The organism is Knoellia pratensis, assembly GCF_042666395.1.
Taxonomy (GTDB): Bacteria; Actinomycetota; Actinomycetes; order Actinomycetales; family Dermatophilaceae; genus Knoellia; species Knoellia pratensis.
On the sequence record NZ_JBHTDJ010000003.1, the window covers coordinates 931,933 to 949,709 of the forward strand.

Consider the following 17,777-nt stretch of genomic DNA (forward strand, 5'->3'; position numbering starts at 1 on the left):
AAGGAACCGTGGTCAGGGTGCCATCAACCGTCAGGAGCAGTCGAGGTTCGGGACGGCCTGGGCGTTGCGGGGTGGGGCGTCGCCGTCGACCGGAGGTGCTCGGTCGACAGCGACACCCCAGATGGTCAGCTGACGCGGTAGCCGGCGCCGGTGATGGCGTCGCGGACGGCAGCGTCGCTGACGTCAGGGCCGGCCACGGTCAGGGTGCCGGTGGTCAGGTCGACGTCGGTGTCGGTGACACCGACGACGTGGTTGACGGCGTTGGTGACCTTGGTGGCACAGCTGTTGCAGGTCATGCCCTGGACGGTGTAGCTGCTCGTGTTGCTCATGGTGATGATTCCTTCGGTGGTCGCGGTGCCCGGTTGACGCCCGCACTGGTGTCCGTCCCCTCTGGGGCGGCTGGTCGAGTCAGACGTGCTGGTTTTCGGGCGCCACCTCGGCGGTGGTGGGGGCCGGCGATCGGAGAAGGGCAGAGGCTGCTGCTGCACCGAGCAGGGCGATGGCAGCGGCGCCGATGAAGGCTGCGGAGTAGCCCTCGGTGAGGGCCTCCGCGGTGCCCAGCTGGTCCGCGCCGTTGGCGGCTGCCACGGCGGTCATGACAGCGAGGCCAAGGGCGGAGCCGATCTGGTAGCTCGTGTTGACGATGCCGGAGGCCAGCCCGCCCTCCTCGGGACGCGCCGAGGAGATGGCGGTGCCCAAGGTGGGGATGAAGGCGAGTGACATGCCGAGGGCCGCAACCAGGGAGGCGGGCAGGACGTCGACCGCGAACGAGCCGGCAGGGTCGATCAGCGACAGCCACAACATCCCGACCGCCAGGAGCAACAGTCCCAGCACTGCCGTCCTCTTGGGTCCAAAGGCGCCGATCACCCGCGGCGCGAGCACGATCATGCTGAGCATGATGAGGCCCGTCATCGGCAGGAGAGCCGCACCGGAGGGGAACGCGGAGAAGCCGAGGACCTGCTGCAGGTAGAGGTTGAGGAAGAACCACATCGGGATCCACGCGGCCCCGAGCAGGACCTGGGCGAGGTTCGCTCCGGCCAGGTTCGGCGCCCTGAAGATGCCGAGGCGCACCAGTGGGTCGCGGCCCTTGGCCTGGATGCCGACGAACGCAGACAGCAGGACCGCGGCGATGCCGAGAAGCAGCCACGTGCTGCCCGTGCCCCATCCGACCTCGGGGGCCTTGACCACGGCGTAGACCGCGGCAGCCAGCCCGGCCGTGACGGTCGCTGCACCGAGCAGGTCAACGCGTGACTTGGTCAAGGGGCCGCCGGCGGGCAGGACGGAGCGAGTGAGCGCCAAGACGGCAAGGGCGACCGGGACGTTGATGTAGAACACCCATGGCCAGCTGATGTACTCGGTGATCACGCCTCCGAGGAAGACGCCGGCGGTTCCACCGGCGGGTGCCGCGGCGCCGTAGAACGCCAGGGCCTTGGTGAGGTCCTTGGGGGTGGACCCGAAGAGCATGAAGAGCAGGGTGAGTGCGGAGGGTGCGATGAGTGCAGAGCCGGCGCCTTGGATGGCGCGTCCGGCAAGTTCCACGGCGGGGGTGCCGGCGAGGCCGGCGAGCAGGGAGCCTGCGGCGAGGATGACCCAGCCGAAGCTGAACACCCGTCGGGCGCCGAGGACGTCGGAGAGCTTGCCGCCGAGCAGGAGCAGGCCTGCGAGGGCGACGACGTAGGCGTTGAAGACCCACGAGAGGTTCTCCGGGGAGAAGCCGAGGTCGGCCTGCATCTTCGGCAGGGCGACGCCGATGATCGAGGTGTCCATGATGACCATGAACTGTGCGGCGGCGATGACCGCCAGGCCGAGCCAGCGGCGATTGGCCGCTGGCGCTAGGTGCTCAGACATCGTTCTCATCCTTCGGTTGTTCGGGGCCGGCGGGTCCGACGCCTCATGGATCCAATACCCTAGGGGGGTATCGTATTCCAACGGATGAGAACGTATCACAAGATACCCACGGGGGGTACCCCGGAAGCGGCAAGTTTTTGACGGAGCACGCGAGGGTCCGACTTCGTGCTGGGCCTGGCTGTGATGGGCAGTCGGACCACGACAACGCTGTGGCCAGGAAAGAATCGAGTGCGCCATCAGCGACTTGAACCACGAACCTGCTGAGTCTCAACGCGCGTTGGGCGGTGTCGCCCGTCGCTGCCCCAACAGGCGCGGTGATCAGCATGTATGCCGTCCGCTTGCGTCTTGTTGTGACGCTTCGTCGCGTGCCGTTTCTTGTCCGAAGTCGGGCGATAGACCGGGTGCACCGCAGGTCAGTGGGCCGATACCCGATGCGGTCCAGCGCGTGTGCCTCGCCGCGTCTTCGGCGGTGCCCTCCGTTTCCTGCTGCTGCCCATCGATCCGGCCTTCCGCACGACTCGTTGTCGCGCGCTGAGGAGGACACCACCAGTACGGGGCGCTCAGGGCATCTGACCCGCCGTCACGATCCGATGGGTGGTGACGCTGTCGAACTCGCGGTCAGGCCAGTGGACTGGCCGCGGGGAACGTGCACGGCCGGTACCACGTGGGTGGCGCGGAGTTCCGCGAACCAGTGGGGCTCAGTGTCGAATGCGGCGCCGTTCTCCATGACCACGACGGGCAAGTGGGGGTACTCCTGACCAAAGTCGGACGGAATCCCGGATACACGTAGAGCGCGGCGCGATGGCGCCGGGCTCTGACCTGCAGTGCTCGGTGCTCGCGACGTTGATCTGAAGATGGGGCTGCAGGTTGTGCTGCCACCAAACGAGTCTGGCCAACTCCCCGGGACTGTCTCTCGATCACCTCCACCTCAGGGCGACCGGATGCAGCGCGCCGCGAATTCCTCGTCTCCTCGTGCTGGTGACCGTCTGGCTGTCCGAAGCCCTGGAGTGGTGTTCGGCAAACCGCTGCCGCATGTCTCACGAGGGCTCTTGATATGGGTCAGCGCGTCGCGGTTGCGGCGATGGCCTGCCTGAGGTCGTCGACGAGAATGTCGGCGCCCTCGAGACCCACCGAGAGTCGCAGCAGCCCTGGTGGGATCCCAGCGTCGAGTCGCTCTTGCGGAGTCATGTTGAAGTGGGATGAGTTGAACGGGACGCTGGCCAGCGTCTCGACACCACCGAGACTCGTCGCCTCGGTCCCCACCTCCAGCCGACGCAGCACCTGGAGGACTCGCTCATCGCCACCTTCGACAACGAGGCACACCATCGCTCCCTTGGAGTTCGGCATGACGGTGTCGATGACTGGACCGGCGTCCGGGTGGTCCAGTCGACCTGGATAGCGGACGTGCTCGACGCCGGGCTCGTCGGCCAGCTTCGTCGCGATCACGTCGGCCGCCCGGCACGCCTCGGCCAGTCGGACGCCGAAGGTCCGCATGCCACGCCAGACGAGAAAGGCCGCGTGCGGGTCCAGGCACCCACCAAAGGTGATGAGCCGTCGCTGCACCTCCACTGCGAGGTTCGCGTCGTTCGTGGTGACCGCACCCGCCACCACGTCGGAGTGGCCCGACAGGAACTTCGTCGCCGACTCGACGACGACGTCGGCGCCGAGCGCGAGGGGTGTGGTGCAGAACGGCGTCGCGAAGGTGTTGTCGACGACCAGACGCGCACCCGCATCGTGAGCGATGGCGGCGACGGCCGGGACGTCCATCACTCGCAGCTGCGGGTTCGACAATGTCTCGCCGTAGACGACGGTCGGGTGGTGCTCGGCCACTGCGCGCTCCCACGCCGCCAGGTCGAAGGCGTCGACGCGAACGACCGTGATCCCGAGCCGCGGCAGGTCTCGTTGGAACAGGTCATCGGTGTCGCCGTACACCTGCTTCGACGCGACGACCGTGTCGCCGCTGCGCAGCAGGGTCACGAGCGTCGTCGCGATGGCTGCCATGCCGCTGGCCGTCATCAGCGAGCGTGAAGCACCGTGCAGCCGCGCGACCTCGGACGCAGCCGCATCGACAGTGGGGTTGCTGAACCGCGAGTACCACGTCTCGCGCAGGCCCCCGGTCCCTTGGATGTCGGCGTATGACGTGTCATCGAGCTCGAAGGTCGTTGTCTGGTAGATCGGCGGAATGACGGGGTAGGTCCGGGAGGTGTGGTTCCGGCCGGGCCGATACGGGTTCCCTGATGTCATCGGTTGCTCCTCTGGTCATTCAGTGCGGTCATTCGTGGTTGTCGGTCGCCGAGCGTCCAGATGTGGAGCGCATGCGTCAGTGCGTCGGTGAAGTTCGCGACCTGGCTGAGTGACACCCATTCGTCCACGGCATGGAGGCCGCCACCGGATGGTCCGCAGACCACCGTCGGACACACCGCCTGCCAGAGGGGCGCCTCCATCCAGTACGGCGCGTCGAAGGTGGGGCCGGTGCCGAGTCGCGCGGACAGTACGGCAGCCAGCTCTGGCGCCGGGCCGTCGCCGTCCATGCGCCAGCCGGCGCGCCCGGCAAGGAGTGCCACCTCGGTCTCCCAGCTCGGGTCCAACAGGGACTCCACCTTTGCGAGCACGTCGGCGATGTCCTGGTCTGGCGCGGTGCGCATCTCGACGAGACATTCGGCCTGGTCTGGTACGACGAAGGCCGAGGCGCCCCCCGAGGCCAAGGTCACCATGAGGTCCCCGCCGCCACGTCGTACGGACGGCGCGTGCTCGTCGACGGCGTGCAGCAGGCGCCCGAGATGGGTGAGCGCGTTGACGCCGAGCTCGGCCTGAGAGCTGTGCGCGGCCCGCCCGGAGAACCGCACCCGGATCACCCCGAAACCGCGAAGGGAGCGAGTCAGCGCGAGGTCGGTCGGTTCCGCGACAAGGCAGACGTCGGGGTGGATGCCGAGTCCCGGCAGCGCCGCGATGACCGCCTCGCTGCCGAGGTTGGCATCCTCTTCGTCCGCGACGAGGGCCAGCACCGGACGAACCGGAGCGCCTGACGCGACAGCTCGCTCCGCAGCGACCACGAGAGCCGCGACGCCCCCCTTCATGTCCGCGGCGCCCCGTCCGTGGAGCCGGTCTCCCTCGACGTGCGGGACGAAGGGCTTCGACATCCCGGCCACGCCGACCGTGTCCAGGTGTCCGTTGAGGATGATCGTCGGGGCGCCGTCGACCAGGGGCGGGGCCGCGATCAGACTCGGGCGGCCCTCGCCTCCTGGTGGGCGCACGATCGTGAGCGCGAAGCCCGAAGCCGACAACCGCGCTGAGAGCGCGTCCACGATGCGCGACTCCCCGGCGGCGCCGGGCACCAGTCCCGGGTTCACGCTGTCGATCGACACCAAATCGGCCAGCAACGCCGTCACCTCGTGGTCGTACGCCATGCGCCCGATCATCCGGCGCCTTGCACGATTGCACCAGCAGGGTGCACGAAGACCGTACGCAGAGGGTCCCTACGTGCAACGTCGTTGCAAAGCGGTGGCGTCTCCATCGATGATGTCCACGTGCCGACACCCTTGGATGACACCGACCACCGGCTCCTCGCGGCTCTCCAGTCCGACGCCCGGCTGCCACAGTCGGCGCTGGGTGCGCGCGTCGGGTTGTCGGCGGCGACCGTCAACCGCCGACTCCGCCGCCTGACGGACGACGGCTACATCACCCGAACCACCGCGGTTCTGGCGCCTGACCTGCTCGGCCATCCCCTCACCGTGATCGCCCAGGTCGAAGTGGAGAGCGAACAGGCCGTACCACTGGACCACGTCCGGTCAGCGTTCATTGCGTGCCCCCAGGTGCAGCAGTGCTACAACGTCACGGGCGACTACGACTTCATCCTCGTGTTCGTCGTTCGTGACATGCACCAGTACCTCGACCTGACCCGGCAGCTCTTCTACGGCGAGCCCAACGTCAAGCGCTTCAAGACCCTGGTCGCGATGGACCGCGCCAAGGTCACCCTCGACGTTCCGTTTGCGTGACCGAGCCCATACAAGTCGGATCCGTCCAAAGACCACTCTCTGTCCCCGGAGCGCGTCGTCCGCTCAATGAGGGCGTATGCCGTCCGGCCGGCCGGGTGCCCAGCTTCGTTTCCGCGTTCCGCGCCTGACCGGCCACCAGGGACTCTGTGTTGGGCGTGGACGACATGAGAACGTCACTGGCCTGGGCAGTGACCTGCCCAACCTGTGGCCTGACCGGGTATTTCGAAGCGAGGTGGCGGCACGCCACCGTGCGTGGTCCCATGAGCGCGGATGCGGGGGTGTGACGAGCATCCGCCGCGAAGGGGGGATTGTCGTCGATGGGGAGTGGTACGCCGGAGACGAGGGGCTGTGAGCCAGTAGTTGGGGCGTGCATGAGAACGCGGTCCATGCCGCGTTCGCCCGCGCGCAGTCGGTGCCGGCAGGAGACGAGAAAGAGCGGCAGACCTGTCGGCCTGCCGCTCTCCGTCATGCTGGTGCGCCATCAGGGACTTGAACCCCGAACCCGCTGATTAAGAGTCAGCTGCTCTGCCAATTGAGCTAATGGCGCGCGAGGGAAGACATTAGCAGGACGCTGGCCCAGTCGCGAAATCGAGGTGGCGCAAAGGTGAGCAACGAGGTGGGCAGCGCCTCGTTCCACCGGTGCTCAGTGCTGGGACTCGTCGCGCCTGACGGCGTAGAAGGTGGCTCCGATGGCTGCGACCAGTGCAGCGAAGACGATGAACCAGACCCACATGGGCGTGCTGCCGGGGTCCTCGCCCTCGGGCGCTGCGGTGGTGTCACCGGTGGCAGCCGAAGCCACAGGAGGGCTGGCGACCGACGAGCTGGCGGAAGGGGTGGGAGTCGCCGCACCAGAGGCCGTTCCCGTTGTGGCAGGCGGGGCCTGGGGGTTGCCTGCGATCGTGAACTTCGTCGAGCCCGAGATGGGGTGGGAGTCCGCACTCACGACGCGATAGAGCACGCTGTAGTTCCCTGCCGCTATGGGATCGCTGATCGGAAGGGTGACCTTGGCGCCCTCGGCCGTGGCGTCCTGCCCGACGACGTTGCCACCCTCGCTGTCCGTGATGCGTACGGTGACGAACTGCGGGTCGATGGGCTCGTTGAACGTGAGGACGACCTCCGTGGGGGAGGCGGGGAGCGCCGCCCCATCGGCCGGCGAGATCGAGAGCAACCGTGAATGCGCGCTCGCCGGCAGCGCCCCTGCGCACATGGCCAGGAAGCCGGTGAGGAGCAGCAGGGTCAGTCCACGCGTCGTCGTTCGCATGACACCCATCTTGCACACCGACCCTGAACATGACGAAAGCCCCTGCATTGCAGGGGCTTTCGAACGGGGTGAGTAACGGGACTTGAACCCGCGACATCCGCCACCACAAGGCGGCGCTCTACCAGCTGAGCTATACCCACCAAGGACTGCACGGCATACAAAACAAGTGGTGCCGTGGCAGCGCGAACTATCGTACCTGTTCCTCAGGAGTGGTTTTGACCAGACCCGAAGGGGCGCCTGACACCGGTGCCGAGTGGTCGACGACGTGCGTCGCGGCGATGGTCCGCAGCTCGTCGGTCGGTCGGCCGGGAGGGTCCACGAAGACGGCTGCGCGGTAGTAGCGCAGCTCCGCGATGGACTCACGGATGTCGGCGAGCGCGCGGTGCCCACCGTTCTTGTCGGGCGCTGCGAAATAGGCGCGGGGGTACCAGCGGCGGGAGAGTTCCTTGATCGAGGAGACGTCGATGATGCGGTAGTGCAGGTGCTCCTCGAGGTCGGGCATGTCGCGTGCCAGGAAGCCGCGGTCGGTCGCCACCGTGTTGCCCCCCAGAGGAGCCTTGCGGGGCTCGGGGACCCACTCGCGCACGTAGTCGAGGACCCGCTGCTGGGCCTCCTCGATCGTCACTCCGTCGGCGAACTCGTTGATGAGCCCCGACGACGTGTGCATCTCACGAACGAAGTCACCCATCTGCTCGAGCGCCTCGTCGGTGGGCTTGATGACGACGTCGACCCCGTCGCCAAGGATGTTGAGCTCGAAGTCGGTCACGAGAGCGGCCACCTCGACAAGGGCGTCGCTCTCGAGTGAGAGCCCTGTCATCTCGCAGTCGATCCAGACGATGCGGTCGGTGAGGGCTCGGTCGGGCGAAGTGGACATGGCCTCCACCCTATTGCGCTGCACTAGGGTCGCCTGCATGAGTGGGGAGCAGGCCGTCGCCGTCCAATCACCCGAGCCACCACAGCCGGGAGGCCAGCGCGCGGGCGCGCACCGCGGCCGGTCGCTGCTGCGTCGGTGGGTTCTCCTCGGGATCGCGATCCTCGGCTTCGGACTCGCCGCCCTGGCTGTCGCGGTCGCCATCGGCGCCGCCGCCGGAGTGAGCGCCACGCTGCTCGGTCTCGTCGCCGCGACGATCCCGCTCGGCATCGTCGTCCCGACCTTCATGTGGCTCGACCGCTTCGAGGCCGAGCCCACGCGCTACCTCGTCATGGCGTTCCTCTGGGGAGCCCTCATCGCCGTCCTCATCGCGATGACCCTCAACACCGCCGGCCAGCTCGTCCTGTGGGGATCGATCCCCGATGACGAGTCCCTCGCTCTCACAGCAGTTTTCGTCGCTCCCTTCGTCGAGGAGGCCGCGAAGGGCCTGCTCATCCTCCTGGTCTGGCGCTTTGCGCGGCGAGAGTTCGACGGGGTCACGGACGGCATGGTGTATGCCGGTGTCACGGCTGCCGGTTTCGCCTTCACCGAGAACATTCAGTACCTCGCGCTCGCCTGGGCCGAGCACGGCCAGGACGGGCTCACGGCCACGTTCATCGGACGCTGCCTGCTCTCGCCGTTCGCGCATCCCATGTTCACGATCTGCACCGGAATCGGCATCGGGGTCGCGGCGACGTCACGCAAGGGCTGGGTGCGCTGGCTCGCGCCGCTCGCTGGTTTCGCCATCGCCGTCATCGCCCACGCCATCTGGAACCTTGCTGCCGTCAGCGGTGGTGAGGGCCTCATTGCCGTCTACCTCGTCGTCGAGCTCCCGCTCTTCCTGGCCTTCCTCGGCTTCGTCGTCTGGGTCCGTCGCCGCGAGGGGCGCCTCATCGGTCAGTTCCTCCACACCTACTCCGACGCCGGGTGGCTCTCGCCCGCGGAGGTCTCGATGCTCGCGTCGATGCCGCGCCGTCGCGAGGCCCGGCAGTGGGCCCGCGCCAACGGTGGCCGCCCCGCCCTGCGATCGATGGAGGACTTCCAGGACACGGCGAGTGAGCTGGCGCTCCTGCGTCGACGCATGTACCACTCGGCTGCGGACGCCCAAGCCCTGCAGGACGAGCGCGATCTCCTCGCCGACCTGGTCAGCCGTCGGCGCGAGTTCGCCGGGCAGGTCATGTGATGGGGCAGCGCCCCGCAGTCCTCGAGCTCTCGCAGACTCTCGCGCCGGACCTCATTGCGCTGCGCCACGACCTGCACCGGAACCCGGAGCTGGGCAACGACCTCCCCCGCACCCAGCAGGCGGTTGTCGACGCACTCGACGGGCTTGACCTCGAAATCACGCTGGGTCAGAGCCTGAGCAGCGTCGTGGCCGTGTTGCGTGGTCGTGGTGGAGCGGGCGACGGGGCGGAGCGCCCCGTGGTGTTGCTCCGTGGCGACATGGACGGCCTGCCCGTCACCGAGGCCACGGGCGTCGAGTTCGAGTCCGAGCGTGACGGGCTGATGCACGCCTGCGGGCACGACCTGCACGTCGCCGGACTCGTCGGCGCGGCCCGCATCCTCCATGAGCTCCGCGACGAGCTCGCCGGGGACGTCGTCTTCATGTTCCAGCCGGGAGAAGAAGGCCCCGGAGGGGCCGAACCGATGCTGCGCGAAGGTCTTCTGGACGCAGCCGGCCGACGAGTCGACGCGGCATACGCCATTCATGTGTATGCCGCGGAGCATCCGCGCGGCGTGTGGTTCGGTCGGCCCGGGCCGCAGATGGCGGCGGCCGACGAAGTCGTGATCACGGTGCAGGGCAAGGGTGGTCACGGTTCTCAACCGCAGCACGCGCTTGACCCCGTGCCTGTCGCCTGCGAGATCGTGCTGGCGTTGCAGACGATGGTGACGCGACGCTTCGACGTCTTTGACCCGGTGGTCGTGACGGTCGGACGGATCAGCTCGGGGACCGTCAACAACGTCATCCCCGACACCGCCGTGATTGAGGCAACCCTGCGGACGTTCTCGCCCGAGCATCGCGCGAAGGCGCACGAGGAGATCCGCAACGTTGCCGAACACGTGGCTGCCGCGCACCGCCTCTCCGTGACCGTCGACATCGGTGGTGGGTATCCGGTCACGGTCAACGACCCGGAGGAGTTCCGCTTCGCGCAGGCCACGGTCGTGGACCTCTTCGGCCCGGACCGTTGGGCCGACATGATCACGCCCGAGGCAGGTGCAGAGGACATGTCCTTCGTCCTCGAGGAGGTGCCCGGTGCCTACCTCAACATCGGAGCCTGCGTGAGCGACGACCACACGACGGCCGACGACAACCATTCTCCGCGGGCGGCATACGACGACTCGGTCATTCCCGACATGGCGGCGCTGCTCGCCGAGCTGGCCCTGCGACGCACCGCCGCTGGCACTCAGCCGCGCTGAGTCCGGACTGCCAGAGGGCTGCTGGTGAGGACCGCCACGGCTGCCCGGTGATCGCTGTGACCGACGTCGAGGTCGCTCACCCGCATCGGCCCGGGCAGGTGCTGTGCGGCCTTCCACTCGACGAGCTCGGCCGGGGCGTCATGTGCGGACACCACGACCTGGCTGGGGTCGACGACGAGGCCGTGACCGGTGGCCTTGAGGATGGCTTCCTTGCGGGACCAGAGCTGGGCGCGGGCGCCGAGAAGTTCTCTGCCCCCCAGGTCAGCGAGCTGGGCGCATTCGGTGGGGTGGAGGGTCACCGAGCCGAAGCCGTCGAAGTCTGCGGACGCGAGGTCTTCGACGTCGACACCGACCTCGCCCATGGTGGTCACGGCTGCCACAGCCATGCGTTCGCCGTAGGACACCGACACGTGGACGTCGCGCATGCCGACGACATGGGGCTTGCCGTGCCGGTCGGTCCCGCACGTCGCGCAGCGCTTCTCGAAGACGATGGCCCGAGGATCCACGCCCGTCTCGTCAGCGACGAGACGACGCAGCAACGCGTGGGCGGTGATGAAGGGGTGTGGGTCGGAGCGGCGGTCGGCGCGCTCGCGCTCACCCGCGTCGAGCAGGTCGAGGAGTCGCGGGTCGTCGATCACCTGCGTGGCGCGGATCACGACGGACATGGCCCGATCATCGCACCTCGCCACGGGGGCCCGGTGGGATCGCTGCGCCTTCCAGTCTCAGGCCGCGAACGACGTGTCCTTGAGGCGCTCCCGGAGCTGCGTCAGGATGCCGGAGAGGAGGCGAGACACCTGCATCTGGCTCACGCCGAGCACGGCACCGATCTGCGTCTGGGGCAGGTCGTCGACGAAGCGGAGGTGGACGATGAGCAGCTCGCGCTCACTCAGCTCCTCGAGGACTTTGGTCACCGACCTGAGCCGAAGTAGCCGCTCGAGGTCAAGGCTCCCGGTGGCCAGGACGGCCGGTGAGACGCCGCCCTCGTCCGAGTGGTCCAGCGACAGGGCCCGGTAGGCAGACCCGCACTGGCGCGCAAGCTCGACCTCGGCGCGATCCAGGTCGAGCGCGTCTGCCATCTCGTCGGTCGACGGCGCACGGTGCAGGCTCTGTGTCAGCCTTTCCTCGGTCTCGGCGAGCATCGCCTGGATTTCCTGCAGGCGTCGGCGGGCGAACTGCCCAGGCGCAGTCGCGGAAGTGCCGCTTCACCTCTCCCGAGATGGTGGGCATGGCGTGGGCGACGAACCCCGTGCCGAGTGCCGTGCGGTAGCGCTGCGCTGCCTTGACAAGGGCCATGCGTCCCACCTGGACCAGGTCGTCGTGGTCGACTCCCCGCCCGGAGTAGCGACGTGCCACGAGCTCCGGGAGGTCGAGCGTGAGGAGGACGGCCTCGTGGCGCAGGGACTCGCTCATGGCCGGATCACTGCACCCAAGCGCTTTGGTCAACAGCAGCTCGGCGCGAGCGTGCTGCTCTCCGTGTCGCGCTGGCGGAGTGACCGGCGGAACCGTCAACACCTGTGGCGCACCCATGGTGCTCCCGTCTCTCGTGGACATCGGTGGCACCGCTGTTGGACCACGTGTGGCTTTGCGCGTCCAACCAGCCACCGTTCTGCATCGGCCGCAACCCCCACTCGGCCCCGGGCGGGGCCGAGAGGCGTGATACTGGCCCCATGGCGACACCGAGCTCCCGCGAGACCACAGCAGCGTTCGCGTCCTTGGCGCAGCTGGTCTACGCCGGCAATGGTCCGGACGACGTGCTCGGTGCGATCTGTCGTGCTGCGGTCGAGATCATGCCCGGCGCCGATCACGCGTGCATCTCCACACTCCATGGGAACCAACAGCTGGTGACCCGAGCCGCCACGGACGACGTCGCCAGGCAGATGGACCAGCTCGAGTCCGCCGCGCACGAGGGACCGTGCCTGGACAGCATCGTCGAGGACTCGGTCCAGCACGACCCGGACATCCGCGGCAACAGCAAATGGCCCCGCCTGGCCGAGCTGACGCTGAGCCGCACCGCGGTGAGAGGGATGGTGGGCTATCAGCTGCTCGACGGCCTGAGCGGCCGGGCGGCGTTGAACGTCTTCTCCGACACCCCCGGCGCGCTGACGAACGAGTCGGTCGACGTCGGGGTGGTTCTTGCCGCGTTCACCTCTGTCGCTCTGGCGGCGGCGGAGCGCCAGCTCGATGCCGAGAATCTCCGCCGGGGTCTGGAGAGCAACCGTGAGATCGGCAAGGCGATGGGACTGCTCATGGCCGCTCACAAGGTCAGCGACGACGAGGCCTTCCAGATCCTTCGCAGCGCCTCGAGCCGCACCAACGTCAAGCTCGCCGTTCTCGCAGACAGGATCACCTCCAGCCACCGCGACAACTTGGCCTGACTCGACGTGACTCAGCCGCCCTGACCGGGACGTTCCCCACTGCTCCTGGCTCGTCTGGGGGATCGTCAGGTGCGCGGCAGTGCGCTACGTTGGCGCCAGAGTCCGAGGCGGTCAAACAAGGCGCCGTCTCGTCCAACCGTGGCGCCACCACCACAGTGCGCCTCGTCACGGAGGTCAGCCTTGAGCATCCTCGTCGCGTCCATCCCCTCTGGCCACGTCTACGTCAGACATCTGGCGTCTCCCTCGTCCCCCGGCGCGGACCCGGTGGTTCGCTTGGTCGACCCGCCGTCCGGTCGGTCCGCAGGTTCCACGTGGTGGCCCCCACGCATGCTCAGCCGGGCCTGGATCTCCGAGCACGCTGCCGAGTTCGACGTCATGCACGTCCATTTCGGGTTCGACGCCCTCTCACCCGAGGACCTGCAGGACGTGGTGGCCGCCCTGCGGGAGCACGACAGGCCGCTGGTCGTCACCGTCCACGACCTGCGCAACCCACACCACGAGGCGCCGCGGTTGCACGATGCGCAACTCGGTGTCCTCGTCCACGCCGCCGACGCGCTCATCACCCTCACTCCGGGAGCCGCTGCGGAGGTCCGGGCACGATGGGGACGCGAGGCCACCGTGCTGCCCCACCCCCAGGTCGTGCCCGACGAGTGGCTGGACCAGGTCCGTCCCGAGCGCGATGAGTTCGTGGTGGGAGTCCACGCCAAGAGCCTGCGCGCCAACATGGACCCCTCTCCGCTCATCGACTCGCTCGTGGCAGCACTTCCCGGTATGCCGGGCGCCCGGCTGCGCGTGGACGCGCACACCGAGGTCATGACCCCGGGCTTTCTCCGTCACGACGCCCTGTTCTCGGACAGCGTCATCTCTCTTGACCAGCAGGGTTTGATCGAGCTGCGGGTGCACGACTACTTCTCCGACGACGAGCTCTGGCAGTACCTGCACGGCCTCGACGTGTCGGTCCTGCCGTATCAGTTCGGGACCCACTCCGGTTGGCTCGAGGCCTGCCACGACCTCGGGACGTGGGTCGTCGCACCGGACTGCGGGTTCTACGCGGAACAGCGTCCCTGCCTGTCGTACTCCGCCACCGGACCGGACCGGCTCACGTCCCTCGTCGAAGCCGTCCGCACCGCTCACGATCGGTGGCTGTCCGGTGAGAGTGCGCCACGCGCGACCGGCCCCGAGAGGCAAGCCGAGCGCGAGGGTCTCGCCCGATCCCATGAGGTGCTCTACTCCGAGCTCCGGACACGGAGGCTGCGATGCACGTCGTGATCCTCGCTGCGGCCCGTCACCCGCTGGCCCAGCCGTTCGCCGGCGGCCTCGAGTCGCTCAGCTGGGCCCTCGTCAAGGGACTACGGCGTCGCGGGGTCGACGTCACCTTGTTCGCCGGGCCCGGAAGCGACCCGGAGCTGGACGCCCGCGAGCTGGACGTGGCGCCGCTGGAGCTCAGCGACCTGGCTCGGAGCGATGTCTCCATGCCGCCCGAGCCATGGCTGCGTGAGCACCACGCCTACCTTCAGGTGATGCTCGAGCTGAAGGACCGACGGGACGTCGACGTCATCCACAACAACAGCCTCCACTTCCTGCCGCTGGCCCTCGGACAGGCCTGTGCTGCGCCGATGCTCACGACCCTGCACACACCGCCCACGCCCTGGCTGGAGCCGACCATCGCATTGATGGACCAGACCCGGAGCACGTTCGTCGCGGTCAGCGGACACACGGCTCGGCAGTGGCGACACGTGACGAGCGCGGACGTCGTGCACAACGGTGTCGACTCCTCCACCTGGACGGCAGGACCTGGCGGGGACGACCTGGTCTGGGTCGGTCGGGTGGTTCCGGAGAAGGCGCCACATCTGGCGATCCGTATCGCCGCCAAGAGCGGGCGCCGGATCCGACTGGCCGGGCCGGTGGGGGACACCAAGTATTTCGCTTCGTGCGTGCAACCTCTGCTCGGGCCACGGGCGGAGTACCTCGGACACCTGGACGCTCCGGCACTGCGGGACCTGGTCGGATCGAGCGCAGCCCTGGTCGTCACCCCCGAGTGGGACGAGCCCTACGGTCTGGTGGCTGCGGAGTCCCTGGCCTGTGGCACCCCGGTCCTTGGGTTCCGCAGGGGAGGGCTGCCGGAGTTCGTGGCCGACGACTGCGGTGCGCTCGTCGCCGCTGGTGACGTCGCTGCCGCCGTGGCCGAGGTCGAGCGGGTGTGCGCCATGGATCGCCGGCGATGCCGGGAGCACGCGGTGGCGAGCTGCTCACTCGATGTCATGACCGACGGCTACCTCGCGCGCTACACAGAGCTGGCGACACGGCTGGGTCGGGCCGCCTGACAGGAAGTGCGACCTTCCCTCACCCTCCTCGGATGGTGGCCGTCGTGTTTTGCCGCCGCCAGCGGGGGTAGGCACAAAGGGCACGTCGTCCGTCTCCAACAGCGCGGGACGGGCGGCGGGCACCAGACGGTCGCGTAGCCACCCCGGGGGCCACGAAGAGCCCGGCCCGCGCAGCGCTTGAGGTTCTCGCTCACCACGTTTGACCCGGACCGAGGTGGGTAGAACACAGACAAGGCGGTCCTCGAGACCGTCCGTCCAGCACTCGTCGACGGAACAGGAATGGACATGAGCGAAACATCCGGATCCACTGGAACGCAGCACGACACGACCCGTGAACTGGGTGCGGTCGACTTCACCGGCGACAGCGGAGACAGTGCCGCAGGCAGCGCGCAGGGCGGCGCGGGCCGCAGCGCCAGCGACCCGACCGCCTCGTCGAGTGGTCCCGCGACCTCGGGCACCGGCGACAGCAAGGACGTCGCCAAGGAGGAGGCACGTGCCACCGGCGCTCAGGCCAAGGAAGGTGCGCGCCACGTCGCCGAGGTCGGCATGGAAGAGGCGAAGAACGTCGGTCAGGAGGGCACCAAGCAGGCCAAGGAGCTCTGGCAGCAGACTCGTAGCCAGCTCATGGACCAGAGCGCTCAGCAGCAGACGCGGGTCGCCGACGGTCTGCGCTCCCTGAGCCAGGAGCTGTCGAGCATGGCGCAGGGCTCGAGCGAGCAGGGCGTGGCCAGTGACCTGGCTCAGCAGGCCTCGCAGCGGATGGGTGACGTGGCCGGCTGGCTCGACCAGCGGGACCCCGGGTCCCTCGTCTCCGAGGTGAAGCAGTTCGCGCGGCAACGTCCCGGCACGTTCCTTGCCGCAGCGGCCGTCATCGGTCTCGTCGGCGGACGCATCAGTCGCGGCCTCGTCGCGGACCACCAGGAACAGGCTGACTCACCGGACCAGACGGGTGGCGCGACCGGCGCGCCCGTCCCGGTGCACACCGGCACGCCTGCCTCCTCCCCACCCGCCTCCACCGCTTCTGCAGTCGGCACCTCCACATCCGCTGGTCCCTACTCCGTGACCGACACCGAGGTGGGAGGCGCCCAGGGCGGCACCATGCCCGCTGGCGGGGCAGGGACGGCGACCGGGACCGGCGCAGGCGAGTACCCCCGATGAGCCAGGACCCCCGGTTCGAGGACCCGCAGGCACGGTCACTGAGCAACGTGGGCGAGCTGTTCGCCGACATCAGCCGCGACCTGTCGACCCTGATCCGTCAGGAGACCGAGTTGGCCAAGGCCGAGATGCGTGATTCGGCGACCAAGGCGGGCAAGGGCGCCGGAATGCTCGGTGGAGCTGGCGTTGCGGCCCACCTCGCGTTGCTCTTCCTCTCGACCGCCTGCTGGTGGGGACTCGGAAACGAGATCGGACGCGGCTGGTCGGCTCTCGTGGTGGCGGTCGTCTGGGCGGTCGTCGCAGCGGTGCTGGCATCGATTGGGCGACGCGCGCTCAAACAGGTCAAGGGAATTCCACAGACGACACACACGGCGCAGAAGATTCCGGACGCGCTCAAAGGGAATGAGGACAAGCGATGACGAACAACCCGGACGAGATCCGTCGCGAGATCGAGGACACCCGCGGTCGGCTCAGCAGTGACGTGAACGCCCTTTCCGAGACGGTGAGGCCGTCGAACGTCGCGCGTCGTCAGGTCGACAAGGTGGCTGGCGTCGCCACGTCCGCCAAGGACCGCGTGATGGGCACGGCCGACGACTTCCGCAGCAGCGGATCCGACGCGGCCTCCAGCGTGGGGCAGGTGCCCGGCGCCGCAGCGGAGAAGACCCGGCGCAAGACCCAGGGCAACCCGCTCGCTGCCGGCTTGGTCGCGCTGGGCGCGGGCTGGCTGGTCGGCTCGATGCTGCCCGCCTCCGAGAAGGAGAAGCAGGCGGCTGTCACCCTCAAGGACAAGGCGCAGCCGCTGGTGGACGAGGTCAAGAGCGTCGCCCAGGACACCGCCCAGGAGCTCAAGGAACCGGCTACGCAGGCAGCCCAGAGCGTCAAGGAGACGGCGGTCGACGCCAAGGACAACGTCACCCAGGAAGGTCGTAGCACGGCCGGGGATGTCGCCTCGCAGGCGCAGAGCTCGGCTGACAACGTGCGCTCCTCGCAGGAGCACTGAGGACAGGGCGGCGAGTGGCGGGAGCTGGTGCTCTCGCCACTCGCCGCGTCCGAGGGTTGTTGCTTGCACGTCGACGGTTTGTGCCCCGTCGGCGGCTCTCACTTCTTTCGAGGCGCCTGTTGCTTCTGCCGGGGGCTCAGCTGTGCCTCGCAAGCTCGGCACAGTTGGTGCCCCCGTCGGCGCTCTCACTCCGTTCGAGCGCCTGTTGCTTCTGCCGTGGGCTCAGCTGTGCCTCGCAAGCTCGGCACAGTTGGTGCCCCCGTCGGCGCTCTCACTCCGTTCGAGCGCCTGTTGCTTCTGCCGTGGGCTCAGCTGTGCCTCGCAAGCTCGGCACAGTTGGTGCCCCCGGCAGGACTCGAACCTGCAACCTGCGGATTAGAAGGCCGCTGCGCTATCCGTTGCGCCACGAGGGCTGATCGAGAAGGAAGTCTAATGTCCCGGCTGCGCATGACCGTCGAGGACCAACAAAGGACAACAACGCAGGTGGGGGCGTC

General features: G+C 68.4%; 17 protein-coding genes, 3 tRNA genes and 1 pseudogene. 9 read left to right on the plus strand and 12 right to left on the minus strand.

All coding sequences use genetic code 11. The features are described from left to right. Nucleotides 1-125: 125 nt before the first annotated feature. The 4 genes from ACFQRE_RS14340 to ACFQRE_RS14355 form a co-directional block, all read right to left on the minus strand. A complete protein-coding gene (locus ACFQRE_RS14340) occupies nucleotides 126-329 on the minus strand; it encodes a heavy-metal-associated domain-containing protein (protein WP_380123470.1) in 204 nt (67 codons plus the stop codon). 79 nt (nucleotides 330-408) lie between these two features. After that, nucleotides 409-1,848, minus strand: coding sequence for an MFS transporter (locus ACFQRE_RS14345; RefSeq protein WP_380123473.1), 1,440 nt, complete (start codon nucleotides 1,846-1,848; stop codon nucleotides 409-411). A gap of 1,059 nt (nucleotides 1,849-2,907) precedes the next feature. Next, complete coding sequence (locus ACFQRE_RS14350; RefSeq protein WP_380123475.1) at nucleotides 2,908-4,092, minus strand: trans-sulfuration enzyme family protein; 1,185 nt, start codon at nucleotides 4,090-4,092, stop codon at nucleotides 2,908-2,910. Then, a complete protein-coding gene (locus ACFQRE_RS14355) occupies nucleotides 4,089-5,255 on the minus strand; it encodes a M20 family metallopeptidase (RefSeq protein WP_380123477.1) in 1,167 nt (388 codons plus the stop codon). The genes ACFQRE_RS14350 and ACFQRE_RS14355 overlap by 4 nt, the downstream gene beginning before the upstream one ends. Before the next feature lie 120 nt (nucleotides 5,256-5,375). On the opposite strand from ACFQRE_RS14355, the gene ACFQRE_RS14360 reads away from it, so the two are divergent. Then, nucleotides 5,376-5,843, plus strand: a complete 468-nt coding sequence (locus ACFQRE_RS14360) for an Lrp/AsnC family transcriptional regulator (protein ID WP_380123479.1) — start codon at nucleotides 5,376-5,378, stop codon at nucleotides 5,841-5,843. Between the two features lie 471 nt (nucleotides 5,844-6,314). Here the strand turns inward: ACFQRE_RS14360 and ACFQRE_RS14365 are convergent. The 4 genes from ACFQRE_RS14365 to orn all read right to left on the minus strand — a co-directional run bounded on the left by ACFQRE_RS14365 (nucleotide 6,315) and on the right by orn (nucleotide 7,978). Continuing rightward, a tRNA-Lys gene (locus tag ACFQRE_RS14365) sits at nucleotides 6,315-6,390 on the minus strand. 96 nt (nucleotides 6,391-6,486) lie between these two features. Continuing rightward, a complete protein-coding gene (locus ACFQRE_RS14370; RefSeq protein WP_380123482.1) occupies nucleotides 6,487-7,104 on the minus strand; it encodes a copper resistance CopC family protein in 618 nt (205 codons plus the stop codon). Nucleotides 7,105-7,171: 67 nt separating this feature from the next. Next, nucleotides 7,172-7,244 (minus strand) — tRNA-His (locus ACFQRE_RS14375). Between the two features lie 47 nt (nucleotides 7,245-7,291). After that, nucleotides 7,292-7,978 (minus strand): oligoribonuclease, encoded by a 687-nt coding sequence (gene orn, locus ACFQRE_RS14380; protein ID WP_380123484.1) that lies wholly within the window; start codon nucleotides 7,976-7,978, stop codon nucleotides 7,292-7,294. A 37-nt stretch (nucleotides 7,979-8,015) separates the two neighbouring features. Between orn and ACFQRE_RS14385 the strand changes: the two genes are divergently transcribed. Both ACFQRE_RS14385 and ACFQRE_RS14390 read left to right on the plus strand, forming a co-directional pair. After that, entirely contained in the window at nucleotides 8,016-9,197 is a 1,182-nt protein-coding gene (locus tag ACFQRE_RS14385) for a PrsW family intramembrane metalloprotease (protein ID WP_380123486.1), read from the plus strand. Beyond that, nucleotides 9,197-10,429: a M20 metallopeptidase family protein gene (locus ACFQRE_RS14390; protein WP_380123488.1), complete on the plus strand. Its 1,233-nt coding sequence runs from the start codon at nucleotides 9,197-9,199 to the stop codon at nucleotides 10,427-10,429. Before ACFQRE_RS14385 ends, ACFQRE_RS14390 begins: the two co-directional genes overlap by 1 nt. On the opposite strand, the gene ACFQRE_RS14395 is transcribed toward ACFQRE_RS14390, so the two are convergent. From ACFQRE_RS14395 to ACFQRE_RS14405, 3 genes and pseudogenes are all read right to left on the minus strand, one after another. Then, nucleotides 10,417-11,094: a 4'-phosphopantetheinyl transferase family protein gene (locus ACFQRE_RS14395; protein ID WP_380123490.1), complete on the minus strand. Its 678-nt coding sequence runs from the start codon at nucleotides 11,092-11,094 to the stop codon at nucleotides 10,417-10,419. The genes ACFQRE_RS14390 and ACFQRE_RS14395 overlap by 13 nt on opposite strands. Before the next feature lie 57 nt (nucleotides 11,095-11,151). Then, the gene (locus tag ACFQRE_RS14400) at nucleotides 11,152-11,568 is read right to left on the minus strand and encodes a sigma-70 family RNA polymerase sigma factor (protein WP_380123492.1); all 417 of its coding nucleotides are present in this window, start codon (nucleotides 11,566-11,568) and stop codon (nucleotides 11,152-11,154) included. A 52-nt stretch (nucleotides 11,569-11,620) separates the two neighbouring features. Then, nucleotides 11,621-11,980: pseudogene (locus ACFQRE_RS14405) on the minus strand (sigma factor); the annotation flags it as partial. Between the two features lie 116 nt (nucleotides 11,981-12,096). Between ACFQRE_RS14405 and ACFQRE_RS14410 the strand changes: the two are divergent. The 6 genes from ACFQRE_RS14410 (at nucleotide 12,097) to ACFQRE_RS14435 (ending at nucleotide 17,283) form a co-directional block, all read left to right on the plus strand. After that, complete coding sequence (locus ACFQRE_RS14410; RefSeq protein ID WP_380123494.1) at nucleotides 12,097-12,804, plus strand: GAF and ANTAR domain-containing protein; 708 nt, start codon at nucleotides 12,097-12,099, stop codon at nucleotides 12,802-12,804. Nucleotides 12,805-12,984: 180 nt separating this feature from the next. Further along, complete coding sequence (locus ACFQRE_RS14415) at nucleotides 12,985-14,073, plus strand: glycosyltransferase (protein ID WP_380123496.1); 1,089 nt, start codon at nucleotides 12,985-12,987, stop codon at nucleotides 14,071-14,073. Further along, complete coding sequence (locus ACFQRE_RS14420) at nucleotides 14,061-15,128, plus strand: glycosyltransferase (protein WP_380123498.1); 1,068 nt, start codon at nucleotides 14,061-14,063, stop codon at nucleotides 15,126-15,128. The genes ACFQRE_RS14415 and ACFQRE_RS14420 overlap by 13 nt, the downstream gene beginning before the upstream one ends. Before the next feature lie 285 nt (nucleotides 15,129-15,413). Continuing rightward, nucleotides 15,414-16,286: a hypothetical protein gene (locus ACFQRE_RS14425; RefSeq protein WP_380123500.1), complete on the plus strand. Its 873-nt coding sequence runs from the start codon at nucleotides 15,414-15,416 to the stop codon at nucleotides 16,284-16,286. Next, a complete protein-coding gene (locus ACFQRE_RS14430; RefSeq protein ID WP_380123502.1) occupies nucleotides 16,283-16,702 on the plus strand; it encodes a phage holin family protein in 420 nt (139 codons plus the stop codon). The genes ACFQRE_RS14425 and ACFQRE_RS14430 overlap by 4 nt, the downstream gene beginning before the upstream one ends. Next, nucleotides 16,699-17,283: a DUF3618 domain-containing protein gene (locus tag ACFQRE_RS14435; protein ID WP_380123505.1), complete on the plus strand. Its 585-nt coding sequence runs from the start codon at nucleotides 16,699-16,701 to the stop codon at nucleotides 17,281-17,283. The genes ACFQRE_RS14430 and ACFQRE_RS14435 overlap by 4 nt, the downstream gene beginning before the upstream one ends. A gap of 337 nt (nucleotides 17,284-17,620) precedes the next feature. On the opposite strand, the gene ACFQRE_RS14440 is transcribed toward ACFQRE_RS14435, so the two are convergent. Further along, nucleotides 17,621-17,696 (minus strand) — tRNA-Arg (locus ACFQRE_RS14440). Nucleotides 17,697-17,777 lie beyond the last annotated feature (81 nt).